This is a genomic window from Rheinheimera hassiensis, from assembly GCF_022436675.1.
GTDB lineage: Bacteria > Pseudomonadota > Gammaproteobacteria > Enterobacterales > Alteromonadaceae > Alishewanella > Alishewanella hassiensis.
This window is the reverse complement of the sequence record NZ_JAKUJZ010000006.1, coordinates 275,250-287,796: the sequence shown is the minus strand read 5'-3', so window position 1 is coordinate 287,796 and position 12,547 is coordinate 275,250. Positions and strand designations below refer to the sequence as shown.

At 49.9% G+C, this 12,547-nt stretch carries 12 protein-coding genes; 11 read left to right on the top strand and 1 reads right to left on the bottom strand.

The window, feature by feature from the left end; translation table 11 throughout:
* Positions 1-15: 15 nt before the first annotated feature.
* The 10 genes from MJX74_RS14765 (at position 16) to acpS (ending at position 8,420) form a co-directional block, all read left to right on the top strand.
* Positions 16-645, top strand: coding sequence for a sigma-E factor negative regulatory protein (locus tag MJX74_RS14765; RefSeq protein ID WP_240223596.1), 630 nt, complete (start codon positions 16-18; stop codon positions 643-645).
* On the top strand, positions 642-1,571 hold the full coding sequence (locus MJX74_RS14760) for a MucB/RseB C-terminal domain-containing protein (RefSeq protein WP_240223595.1): 930 nt from the start codon (positions 642-644) through the stop codon (positions 1,569-1,571). The genes MJX74_RS14765 and MJX74_RS14760 overlap by 4 nt, the downstream gene beginning before the upstream one ends.
* Positions 1,571-2,026 (top strand): SoxR reducing system RseC family protein, encoded by a 456-nt coding sequence (locus MJX74_RS14755; RefSeq protein ID WP_240223594.1) that lies wholly within the window; start codon positions 1,571-1,573, stop codon positions 2,024-2,026. The genes MJX74_RS14760 and MJX74_RS14755 overlap by 1 nt, the downstream gene beginning before the upstream one ends.
* Positions 2,027-2,233: 207 nt before the next feature.
* Complete coding sequence (gene lepA, locus MJX74_RS14750) at positions 2,234-4,033, top strand: translation elongation factor 4 (RefSeq protein ID WP_240223593.1); 1,800 nt, start codon at positions 2,234-2,236, stop codon at positions 4,031-4,033.
* 13 nt (positions 4,034-4,046) lie between these two features.
* Positions 4,047-4,970: a signal peptidase I gene (lepB, locus tag MJX74_RS14745; RefSeq protein WP_240223592.1), complete on the top strand. Its 924-nt coding sequence runs from the start codon at positions 4,047-4,049 to the stop codon at positions 4,968-4,970.
* Positions 4,971-4,998: 28 nt separating this feature from the next.
* Positions 4,999-5,673 (top strand): ribonuclease III, encoded by a 675-nt coding sequence (rnc, locus tag MJX74_RS14740; RefSeq protein ID WP_240223591.1) that lies wholly within the window; start codon positions 4,999-5,001, stop codon positions 5,671-5,673.
* On the top strand, positions 5,663-6,571 hold the full coding sequence (gene era, locus MJX74_RS14735) for a GTPase Era (RefSeq protein WP_068232456.1): 909 nt from the start codon (positions 5,663-5,665) through the stop codon (positions 6,569-6,571). The genes rnc and era overlap by 11 nt, the downstream gene beginning before the upstream one ends.
* Before the next feature lie 6 nt (positions 6,572-6,577).
* Complete coding sequence (gene recO / locus MJX74_RS14730) at positions 6,578-7,261, top strand: DNA repair protein RecO (RefSeq protein WP_240223590.1); 684 nt, start codon at positions 6,578-6,580, stop codon at positions 7,259-7,261.
* Between the two features lie 28 nt (positions 7,262-7,289).
* Positions 7,290-8,024, top strand: a complete 735-nt coding sequence (pdxJ, locus tag MJX74_RS14725; protein ID WP_240223589.1) for a pyridoxine 5'-phosphate synthase — start codon at positions 7,290-7,292, stop codon at positions 8,022-8,024.
* Complete coding sequence (gene acpS, locus MJX74_RS14720) at positions 8,025-8,420, top strand: holo-ACP synthase (protein WP_240223588.1); 396 nt, start codon at positions 8,025-8,027, stop codon at positions 8,418-8,420.
* Between the two features lie 4 nt (positions 8,421-8,424).
* Here the strand turns inward: acpS and barA are convergent, their stop codons facing one another.
* Positions 8,425-11,187 (bottom strand): two-component sensor histidine kinase BarA, encoded by a 2,763-nt coding sequence (barA, locus tag MJX74_RS14715; RefSeq protein ID WP_240223587.1) that lies wholly within the window; start codon positions 11,185-11,187, stop codon positions 8,425-8,427.
* 30 nt (positions 11,188-11,217) lie between these two features.
* Between barA and rlmD the strand changes: the two genes are divergently transcribed.
* Positions 11,218-12,540: a 23S rRNA (uracil(1939)-C(5))-methyltransferase RlmD gene (gene rlmD / locus MJX74_RS14710; RefSeq protein ID WP_240223586.1), complete on the top strand. Its 1,323-nt coding sequence runs from the start codon at positions 11,218-11,220 to the stop codon at positions 12,538-12,540.
* The last annotated feature ends 7 nt before the right edge of the window (positions 12,541-12,547 follow it).

The following is a 12,547-nucleotide window of genomic DNA, read 5'->3' as shown; positions in this document are numbered from 1 at the left end:
AAGACAGGAAACATTATGTCGTCAGAAAATCAGGATTGGCTCTCTGCTGCCAGTGATAACCAGCCATTGAGTAAAGCACAGCTGGACAGCTTGCTTAATGATGCTCAGTTGCAACACCAGCTTGAACGCTATCACTTGATCGGTGCTGTGTTACGTCGTGAACCGCAAAGCCCGATAGCGGCTGATTTTGCAGACAACTTTGCTGCCCAATTGGCTGATGAGCCGGTGTATCAGTTGCAATCTGATCGTAACCTATTAAAACGGTTACGTAATACTGTGTCAGTTGCTGCCAATGGCCGCTGGTTACAGCCTGTCGCACAGGGCGCAGTAGCTGCCGGTGTTGCGCTAATGGCCGTGTTTGGTGTACAGCAGTATCAGCAGTCACCACAACAAGATGCTTTTGCACCTTTACCTGTGTTACAAACTCAGCCGATAGCCGGTTTTGCCACGCCGGTAAGTTTAAGTCAGACCACCGTTAACGACCGTTTTGCCGAGCAGGAACAGCAGGCAATGCTGGAGCAACAAAAACGCCTGCAGGCGCTGTTAAATGCGCATCGCCAACAGGTACGGGTGATGGAGCACTCTCAGCAGGCTAATCACAATAGCAACAAGGCTGATGGAAAAGATCAAAACGAGCAACAATGATGCGATTTGCTGGCTTTTGTAGTGCCATAGTGTTGGTTGTAATTTCCGGGGTTGCTCAAGCCGAGCAATCTGCCTGGGCCTTGTTTGATAAAGTACAAAATGCGGTAAAACAGTATAATTTCGACACCTCTTTTGTGGTATTAAAAGGCAGTAAAGTAGACACTTACCGCTGGATACATGGCCGCACCGCTGAGCAGGAAATTGAACACCTTATTCCACTGGACACCAACGGCGTAGATATTCTGCGCCGCGATAGCCAGATTTATTATTTGCTTACCGACCGGCCTGCCTTTGTTACTCAGGGTGCCAGTATTCCTGAATTACCGGCATTGCTGTTTGAATCAAAAGACAATATTACCCGGCTGTATAATGCTGTTGCGGGCAGCAGTTTGGTAATGTCTGGCCGTAGTGCGCAGTTACTGCGCCTGACTGCCAAAGACGCTGGCCGTTACAGTTACTGGTTATGGCTGGACGATGAAACCGGTTTTCCGCTACGTATCGACACCTTATCTGAACAGCAAACCGCGCTGGAGCGCTGGTTGGTTACTCATATGCAAATTAGCCCTGAACTGCCGGAGAACTTAAATGCGCTGATGGCAGCTGAGTTACCGCAACCAGCAGATACTGCAACTAAGGCTGCGCCGCAAGCCCGACACAAACTGAACTGGTTGCCGCAAGGATACCAGCCTGTTGTTGACCCGGCAGGTATTCCACAGCTTGAAAGCAGTTTGTTAAGCTATTGGCTGCTAAGTGATGGTTTGCATCAGGTGTCGGTTTTTGTACAAAATTCACAACAATTGCCTACCCAGGCTTATCGTGACGGTGCCACTACGATTTACGTGCAAACCAGTAATCAGCTGGAAGTGACGGTTATCGGCCCGGTGAGTATTGAAACTGCCCGTCAGTTGGCAGCAGCAGTACACTGATGGTAGAAGAAATTGCGACTGTGGCAGCGTGCGAGGGCAACGGGGTTTGGTTAACCAGCACACCTGTTGCCAGTTGCAATGCCTGCAACGTTAGTGATGATTGCGGCACCGGCATAGTAGCGAAAACCCTGACACCCAGACAGCAACGTTTTTTTGTTCCCACCGCCCTGACGTTACTACCCGGAGAGCAGGTTAAAATTGGCCTTAATGAGCAAAGCCTGATCATGGCTGCACTGATGGTATATTTGTTACCTTTAGTGTTACTGCTGCTGCTGGCGCTGCTTGGTAACGCAGTGGGTTTAGCGGAAGGATGGGTTATGCTGCTGGCGCTGGCTGGCACCGTAAGTGGTTTTATGCTGGCACGGCGTTATGGGCAGCAGCAGGAAAAACATACCCAGATTGTAATCTTAGAAGTTTTGCCTTCGCTTGGCGTACAACAACACGCGTTGTCCTAACACTTTTATCTGAACTCCTTTCTCCTTTGACCGCCAATACTTTTGCCTGCACGATAGTGCAGCGCTTTGAATAACACATAGCAAGCTGCCGCCGGATAGAGTACAATTCGCGCTAATTTTCGGAATAACCCGCGTCAGCGCAGGAGGTTGCGACTTGTCGTTATCGAGTTTGCTGCTTTGCGTTACGCCCTCAGTTTTGCGGACAACATGCCTAAACTAAATCACATCAGAAATTTTTCTATTATTGCCCATATCGACCATGGTAAATCGACGCTGTCTGATCGTTTAATTCAGTATTGTGGTGGTTTATCTGATCGTGAAATGCAGCAGCAGGTGCTGGATTCAATGGATCTCGAGCGTGAGCGCGGTATTACCATTAAAGCTCAGAGTGTTACGCTGTATTACCCGGCTGATGATGGCAATACTTATCAGCTGAATTTTATCGATACACCTGGTCATGTTGACTTTACTTATGAAGTTAGCCGGTCGCTGGCGGCCTGCGAAGGTGCACTGCTGGTGGTGGATGCCGGTCAGGGTGTTGAAGCGCAAACGGTGGCAAATTGCTACACCGCGCTGGAAATGAATTTAGAAGTATTACCGGTACTGAATAAAATTGATTTGCCACAGGCAGAACCAGACCGTGTAGCAGAAGAAATAGAAGATATTATCGGCATTGAAGCCATAGGTGCAGTGCAATGTTCAGCCAAAACCGGGCTAGGCATAAAAGATGTGCTGGAAACCATTGTTAAGAAGATACCGCCACCGGAAGGTGAACCCGAGCAGCCAACCCAGGCGCTGATTATTGACTCCTGGTTTGATGCCTATCAGGGCGTAGTATCACTGGTGCGGGTAAAACACGGCAGCATTAAAGCTAAAGACAAAATTAAAGTAATGTCTACCGGTCAGAGCTACGAAGTAGACAAAGTAGGTGTATTTAGCCCCAAAGCTACTAACACCGGTGAGTTGAAAACCGGTGAAGTAGGTTTTGTTATCGCCGGTATTAAAGAAATTAAAGGTGCGCCGGTAGGCGACACCTTAACGCTGACAAAAAACAGTGCCGAAAAACCGCTACCGGGCTTTAAGCGTATTAAGCCGCAGGTATATGCCGGGGTGTTTCCGGTGTCGAGCGACGATTACGAAGATTTCCGTGATGCGTTGGCCAAACTAAGTCTGAATGACTCATCGTTGTTTTATGAACCAGAAAACTCTGGCGCACTGGGCTTTGGTTTCCGTATTGGTTTCCTTGGCATGCTGCACATGGAAATTATTCAGGAGCGCTTAGAGCGTGAGTACGATCTGGATTTAATTACCACGGCACCAACAGTAGTGTACGAAGTGCTGAAAAAGAACGGCGAAACCGTAATGGTAGACAACCCCAGCGCTTTGCCTGCCGTAAATGATATTGATGAAATTCGCGAGCCGATTGTTGAGGCGCATATCCTGGTGCCGCAAGAATATTTGGGTAATGTGATTACCCTGTGTATTGAAAAACGCGGTGTGCAGATGAATATGAGCTATCACGGGCGTCAGGTGGCAGTGGTGTATGAGCTGCCGATGGCTGAAGTGGTAATGGACTTTTTCGACCGCTTAAAATCAACCAGCCGCGGCTATGCTTCGCTGGATTATAGCTTTAAGCGCTTTCAAACCTCGAATATGCAGCGGGTAGATATTTTGATTAATAGTGAGCGGGTTGATGCGCTGGCTATTATCAGCCATATCGATTTTGCTCAGGGCCGTGGCCGGCAACTGGCAGAAAAATTAAAAGAGCTGATCCCACGGCAGATGTTCGATATCGCTATTCAAGCGGCTATCGGTAACCACGTTATTGCCCGCACCACCATTAAGCAGATGCGTAAAAACGTACTGGCGAAATGTTATGGCGGTGACATCAGCCGGAAGAAAAAGCTGCTGCAAAAGCAAAAAGACGGTAAAAAACGCATGAAGCAGGTAGGCAATGTGGAAGTTCCACAAGAGGCCTTCCTCGCCATTCTGAAAGTAGGTAAATAAATAAGGGATTTACATGGCAGGTTATTTTGCAATCTTCCTGGTGTTATTGACACTGGCCAGCGGTTTAATCTGGTTATTGGATGCTTTGGTGCTGGCACCAAAGCGGCAGCAAAAACTGGCTGGCGCACAAAGCGCAGCCGGTGGTCAGCTACCGCTGGAAGCCGGTGAAGAGCTGCTCAAAGAGCCACAACTGGTAGAAACAGCAAAATCTATTTTTCCTGTTATTGCCCTGATCACTATTTTTCGCTCTTTTATTTATGAGCCGTTTCAGATCCCGTCAGGTTCAATGATGCCAACCCTGCTGGTAGGCGATTTTATTCTGGTAGAGAAATTCTCTTACGATGTAAAAGACCCGGTATGGCGTAAAACGTTATACAGCAACAACAAACCGCAGCGGGGCGATGTGGCGGTGTTTAAATATCCCGAGCAACCCACCATCGACTATATTAAACGGGTTATTGGTGTGCCGGGCGACAGAGTTATTTACCGCAATAAACAACTATTTATTGAAAAAGCCTGCACCGGTGCAGAGCAGGCCGACTGCGGCAAGCTGGAAATGGTAGAACTGAGCCTGAAAAACGAGGGCGAGTTTTACCATGATCAAAGCCCGCAGCGCCGTTACACCGAACAGCTTGGCCAGGTGACACACGATATTCTGCAAACCCCGGCGCGGCGCGAGCATACCGAATTTTTCTTTAAACAGCGCGGCACGGCAATCGACGAATTCGTTGTACCGGAAGGCCATTATTTTGTGCTCGGAGATAACCGCGATAACAGCCGTGATGGCCGTTTCTGGGGGTTTGTACCAGAGCACAACATGGTAGGCAAAGCGGTGTTTATCTGGATGAGTTTTGAATTTAATGAGGACCCTAACAGCTGGGTGCCGGGTTGGGTGCCAACAGGCGTGCGCTTTGACCGGCTGGGCCCTATTCACTAAGCTGTACAGGTACCACTAAGAGACAAGCATGCAAAAATCGTTAACTCCACTGATGGCCCGTTTGGGCTATCAGTTTCAACAACAGGCGCTGCTGGAACAAGCGTTAACCCACCGCAGCTGTAAAGGCCAGCACAATGAACGGCTGGAGTTTCTTGGCGACGCAATACTAAGCTTAGTGATTGCTGAAACCTTATATGACAATTTCCCCAAAGCACGCGAAGGCGATTTAACCCGCATGCGCGCAGCGCTGGTTAAAGGCGTCACTCTGGCAGAAATTGCACAGGAGCTGCGGTTGTCAGACCATTTGCGGCTGGGGCCGGGTGAGCTTAAAAGCGGTGGTTTTCGCCGGGAATCTATTTTAGCTGACACCGTTGAAGCCATTTTGGGTGCTATATACCTTGATACCGGTATGGCTGCTTGTAAAGAGCGCATTCTGCTGTGGTTCGGTACGCGGCTTGACACTATTACACCTGGCGAGCAAAAAGACTCTAAAACCCTGTTGCAGGAATATCTGCAAGGGCTACGCTTAGCTTTGCCGCTGTACGATGTGATAGCCACTGCTGGCGAAGCGCATCAGCAAACCTTTACCGTGCGCTGCACCATAGCCGGCATGGCACCTTTTACCGCTACCGGCAGTTCACGCCGTAAGGCAGAGCAAGACGCCGCTCATATGGCGCTGGAAAAAATTAAGCATGACAGATAATACTCAGGCGCCAACCTATGCTGCTTTGGTGGCGATAGTGGGCCGGCCTAATGTGGGTAAATCAACATTACTGAACAAGCTGGTAGGGCAAAAAGTAAGTATTACTTCAAAAAAGCCACAAACTACCCGCCATCGTATTGTTGGTATAGATACCCGTGACAATTACCAGACGGTGTATGTAGACACCCCGGGCCTGCACAGCGAAGAAAAACGCGCTATTAACCGGCTGATGAACAAAGCCGCTGCCAGCTCTATTTTAGATGTCGAGTTTGTGCTGTTTGTCGTGGAAGGTACGCGCTGGACCGACGATGATCAGATGGTGCTGAACCGGCTGATTGCCTCGAAGAAACCGGTGATCCTGGTGGTAAATAAAGTGGATCTGTACCGCGATAAAGACACCCTGTTGCCGCATTTACAGTGGCTGGGCGCGCAGTTGAACTTTGTTGACGTAGTGCCACTGTCGGCGGAAACCGGCGACAACGTCGAGGCGTTGCGGGCAGTGGTAAAGCAGCATTTACCTGTATGCGAGTTTTTCTTCCCGGATGACTATATCACCGACCGCTCCATGCGTTTTATGGCAGCAGAAATTGTGCGCGAAAAGCTGATGCGCTTTTTAGGTGACGAGCTACCGTACTCGGTGACAGTAGAGATTGAACGCTTTAAATGGGAAGAAAAGCATTACCATATCGCCGCGCTGGTGCTGGTTGAGCGCGACAGCCAAAAACGCATGGTAATTGGTAATAAAGGTGAGCGGATAAAAACCATTGCCACTGAAGCACGTATTGATATGGCCGCAATGCTGGAACAACCGGTCTTTTTGCAGGTATGGGTTAAAGTAAAATCTGGCTGGGCTGATGACGAGCGGGCCTTACGCAGCCTGGGCTACGGCGAAGATTAAGGCGTTATGCACGCTGAGCTTTGGCCTGCTTTTATTTTGCATAGCCGCCAGCTTGGTGAAGACAAGCTGATTTTACAATTATTGCTGCCAGAGCAGGGGCGTATTTCTGCGGTGGTACGTAAACGCCAGGGTAAACAGCGCTTGGCATTGCAGCCGTTTCAGCAGTTTATGCTGCAGCTTAGCGGCCGTAATGAGCTAAAAACGGTGAAAAGCATTGATGAAGCCGCAGCAGCTTTTTTATTTAGCGGCAAGGTGCTGTATAGCGGCATTTACCTCAATGAACTGGTATGCCGTTTGTGGCCGGATAACCTGGCGGCTGAGCAACTGTTTAATGTTTATCAGCACAGCTTACAACAGCTTATGCTGGTGCAGCAGGGTAGCGTGGAGCTTGAGCCCTGTTTACGCGAATTTGAGTTTGCGCTGCTAACTGAGCTGGGTCAGCCGATAGACTGGCAGCAAGATGTGGATGGCAATCCGCTGGAAGCAGCTTTGTGTTATCAGTGGCAACATGAGCAAGGTTTTGTGGTGGCAGCAAATGGCTTTAAAGCACAGCATTTATTAAATATTGGCAATGGCCAGTGGCAAAGCGCCGATACCCGGCGCTGTGCCAAACAGTTAAGCCGGCAAATTCTGGCACCTCTGCTTGGCAGCAAACCATTGGCCAGCAGGGCGCTGTTTGAAGGCGGCTGATTTACATTTTTATCCTCCGGAGTCTGGTATGCACAACCCTATTTTTCTTGGTGTTAATATTGACCACGTTGCTACGTTGCGTCAGGCCCGTGGCACCTACTACCCGGAGCCGGTACATGCGGCTTTAATGGCAGAGCAGGCCGGTGCTGATGGCATTACGGTGCACTTGCGCGAAGACCGGCGGCATATTGTTGACCGCGATGTGTTTGTGTTGCGCCAGACCATTGCCACCCGGCTGAATTTTGAAATGGCGGTAACCGATGAAATGCTGGCGATTGCCACTGAACTTAAACCGCATTTTGCCTGTTTTGTGCCGGAAAAACGCCAGGAACTGACTACTGAAGGCGGGTTAGAAGTAGCAGGCCAGTTAAGCCGTATTACCGAAGCGGTAAGCCAGATGCATCAGCAGGACATTCTGGTGTCGCTGTTTATTGATGCTGATCATCGCCAGATTGAAGCTGCAGCCAAAGCCGGTGCGCCTTATATTGAAATTCATACCGGTAAATATGCCGAGACTAAAGATGCCGCAGTGCAGGCTGCAGAGCTTGCGCGCATTCGTGAGGCTGCTGAGTTTGCCTCGTCTTTAGGTTTAATTGTTAATGCCGGCCATGGTTTACATTACCATAACGTGCAGCCTGTTGCGGCTATACCGCAAATGCATGAGCTGAATATTGGCCATGCCATTGTGGCCCGTGCGGTGTTTAGTGGCCTGGATGCCGCGGTACGCGAAATGAAACGTTTAATGGTTGAGGCGCGCCGCTAAATGGCAATTGTTGGCCTTGGCACTGATATTGTTGAAATTGCCCGTATTGAGCAGAGCCTGGCCCGCAGCCCGGCGCTGGTAAAGCGGGTGCTGACAACCGACGAGCAGGCTATTTATGCCGGTTTGGCTGATAACCACCCTGCCAATGCTGCGCGTTATTTTGCCAAGCGCTTTGCCGCCAAAGAAGCCGCTGCCAAAGCGCTGGGTACCGGCATTGGCAGAGGGGTGTCGTTTCAGCATATCAGTATCAGTAATAACGCCGATGGTGCACCAAAGCTGGCTTTAACGGATTATGCCGGCGAATTGGCTGCGACTATGGGGGTAAGCCATATCTGGCTATCTATTACTGATGAGCAGGCTTATGCCGCTGCAACTGTTATTCTGGAGCGGCAGTAACTTTTTACCAGTCAGGCCATTGCTGACTTTCCTGCCACAGCGCCTGTAGCACATCATCCAGTTCAAGCAATTCGGGCTCCAGTTCCGTCAGGCTTTTACCTTGCTTTAGCTGGGTCTCCAGCAGTTCTGCCAGATTTTTCAGCCGCGGCACGCCGGTATAACAGCAGGCGCCATGCAATTTATGCACTTGCTGCAATACCTGGTTTTCATCATGTAATGCCAGTGCCTGTTGCAGCGCATTGCGGGTTGGCGTAATGCTGGCGATCAGCATTTGCAGCATCTCTTTCATTAAATCGTGCTTGCCTCCGGCCCGCTCTATGGCAGTGGACCAGTGTATCAGTTTGCTGTTAGGCCATACCGGGGTGGTGTGTTGCAAACGGCTGGCAGGACAAAACTCCTGTAAGCTGCAATGCAGCATGGTTTCATCCAGTGGCTTACTTAAAAATTCATCAAAGCCCAGTGTTAGTAAGCGGTCCCGTTCACCGTCAATGGCCTGGGCCGTTACGGCAACTATCGGGGTGTGTTCGTTCAGCGAGCTTTGCCGGATACGCTGGCAGGCGGTTACGCCATCCATTACCGGCATATTAATATCCATAAAAATAATATCGTAAGCATGCTGGGTGGCTTTGTGCCAGGCTTCAGCCCCGTCGCGGGCAGAATCAATATGGTCAACGTGCTCAGCCAGCAGGGTATTAATTAACTTCAGGTTGGCGTCGTTATCGTCGACGGTCAGCACTTTGAGGCTGACTTTTTTCTGCCTTGCTTGCGGTAATATCGCACTGTACTGCTGCAAGTAAGGCTGTGCCAGAGTCAGTGCCAGTTTGCGGATATGCGGTGGTTTAGATAAACAGGCATTCGCACCTGAGCTAAGCAGTGTTTCGCGCAAGTGCGGTGACAAGGTGTTGACCAGCAAGTAGGTATTATTGCACTGCGGTTTTACCTGCTGGATTAAATCCAGCACCTGATTCACCTGATTAATGGCAATAGTCCGGCCAATCAGGCCGATATCATAATGTTGCTGATGCGCCAGCGCTTGTTGTAGCTGCCCTTTGGTAGCGCAGGCTGTAACCTGCAGCCCCCAGTGATGTAGCAGGCTTAACGTGGCTTCACGTGAATGTTGTTGTGGTTCAAAATACAGCAGGTTTTTGTTGTCCAGGACATCCAGCGGCAGGCTGTCGGCAACCGATAGATGATGGCGCTGGCATTTAAGGGTAAACCAGAAGGTTGAGCCTTCGGCCTGTTTGCTTTCAAAGCCGAGGTTCCCGCCCATAGCCTGTACTAAGCGCTGCGAGATCATCAGACCCAGGCCCGAGCCGCTTTGGTGGCTGCGTGGGTCTTTGCTGGTAAAACCCTGAAACAATAATTGCTGTTGCTCGGTGCTGATGCCGCGGCCGGTGTCCTGCACTGAGCAATGCAGAATAAGCTGGTCTTCATTGAGCAAGGTACCCGACACACGAATCACAATGCTGCCGTGATCGGTAAATTTAATGGCGTTACCGGCGATGTTCATCAGTACCTGCACAAAACGCCCAGGGTCAGCAATTAAATCGTCCGGGCAGTCCGGCTCAATCATCAACACCAGTTCGAGGTGCTTATCAAAGGCATTGGCCGCCAGTAATTCAGTGGCGTCGTTCAGCACATCACGCAGTGAAAATGGCTCCGGGTTAACAGATAATCGGCCTTCTTCCAGCTTGGAGAAGTCCAGCACATCATTAACCAGATGCAATAAGCTATTGGCTGATTTTTGAATAGTGGTCAGGTAATCGTGCTGGCTGCTGGACAATTGGGTTTTCAGTAACTGACGGGTAAAACCAATAACCCCGTTTAGAGGGGTACGCAGTTCATGGCTCATTTTGGCTAAGAACTCAGATTTTTGCCGGTTTTCCTCCTGCGCTTTACGTTTGGCAAAATCAAGCTGAATATTCTGAACTTCCAGTTGCTCCATGCTTTGTTGCAGATCACTGGTAACCTGCTCAATTTGCTGCTGCATGTCCTGTTCCTGGCTGGCCAGAAAATTACCTAACTGGTTTAAACCCTGTTGCAGCTGGGCCAGCTCCTGTACCATAGCCAGGCGGCGCGGCGCAGTGTTGCCGCTGAGCAGCTGTTGCAAATGAGCCTGTAACTGGTTAACAGGCCGGTGAATACAGCGCAATAAATACCATACTGGTGCAGCTGCCAACAGCAGACATGCCAGCAGTATCAGTAGAGCATTAAAGCGCACAGCCTGTTGTTGCAACTGTAACTGAGATTGCTGCAACTGCACCAGCAGATAAGCGGTATCACGCGGCTGCCCCGGCAGAATGCCGGTAGCTAAAGGCTGATACAGCAATAAACTGCTGCCATCAGATATCACCATGTCAGTGTTGTTGAGTAATGTTGGTGCAGCAAGCAGCTGGCTGTTGCTAAAATGCTGCGGGTTGGTGCTGAATATCAGCTGGTTATCGCTGTTTATCAGGCTGATATTGCTAATCAGCGGCGAGTTTAGCCGGTGGCTGTTGTCCAGTAATTGCTGTAGTGCGACAGTGTTGCCCCGGCTGAGTAAGTCCTGGCTGCTGATAGCCAGTGGCAGAGCGATATGCCTGGCGCGATCTGTTAAAGAAAGTGCTAACTCATGATAGCGAACATAGCTAAAATAGCCGACGCAGAATACACTTACCAGTACAGCTGGCAGCAAACTGCAAAGCAGTAACCAGGAACGTAAACCCATTTTCGTCATTGATGCAGGCTGTTTAGTAAATACTCTTGCCGCGATAATGACATAAGACATCGCGCTTGCCTATAACCCGATAGAGAACCCATGCTTAACCTATATAAAGCCAAACCTAAAGCCAGTTTACTGGGCAAAACTTTTACCTTTCACATAGATGACAGTGACTATGAGGTGCATGGCATTAGCAAGCATGAGCAAAAAATTGCTTTTGTCAGTGCCGCACTGCCGGGTGAGAAAGTGCAGGCTAAGGTATTGGAAGATAAAGCCGGTTTTCTTAAAGCCAGTACGGTAAAAGTGCTGCAGGCCTCAGTGCTGCGTATTACACCGCCTTGTGTTTATGCGACAAGGTGTGGCGGTTGCCAGTTGCAGCATATCAGTGCTGCCAACCAGCGTGAATTAAAGCAGCAGGGCATTGATAACCTGATTCGCCATCAAACCGGTTTAACCTCTTTGCCTTGGCAGCCGATGTTAACGGCCGACGACAGCGGTTATCGCCTTCGTGCCCGCATTGGCATCTGGTATGACAAAAAGCAGCGCCGTCTTAGCGTAGGCTTTCGCCAGAGTGCCGATAAGCAGATTGTAGCGGTAGACCACTGTATGGTGTTATCACCAATGCTGGCGCCGGTATTTAACGTATTAAATCAGGTGTTAAGCCAGCTTAAAGACCCCACCGCGATAACTCACGCCGAGGTGCTTGAAGCTGACGGCAACGCCTTTGTAATATTGCGGCATATCAAAGCACTCACCGGCGCTGAGCAACAACTGTTTATCGATGCCTGGCCAGAGGCCGTTTGGCTGGGGGAGGCTGAGCCGGGTATATTCGACTATTGGCAGCAGCCTGTGATGCCGCAGTACCAATTGGCCGAGCAACAGCTTAGCCTGCAGTTTGCACCAGATGACTTTATTCAGGTTAATGCGGCACTAAACCAACAAATGGTGACACAGGCGGTTAACTGGCTGAATATCTCTGCAAATGATACCGTGCTGGATTTATATTCCGGCATTGGTAATTTTACTCTGGCACTGGCGCAACGCGCCAAAACAGTGCGAGCAGTAGAAGGTGTAGCCAAAATGGTGCAACAACTGGCAACCAATGCTAAGTTAAACGGTCTTAGCAACGTAGAAGCGTATCAGGCAGATTTACACCTGAGCTGGCCAAAAGCGCAGTGGAACAAGCCGGTTTATACCAAAGTACTACTGGATCCGGCCCGCGCTGGTGCGCAGGGGGCCACAGAGCAGATAGCAAAGCTAAAACCGGCACAGATATTGTACGTGTCGTGCAATGCGGCTACCTTCGCCCGTGATGCCAAAGTATTGCTGCAAAGCGGCTATAGCTTGGAAAAGATCTGTGGTGTTGATATGTTTGCCCACACCAGTCATCTGGAATTAATGGCGTTGTTCAGCCGGTAGTAAAAAG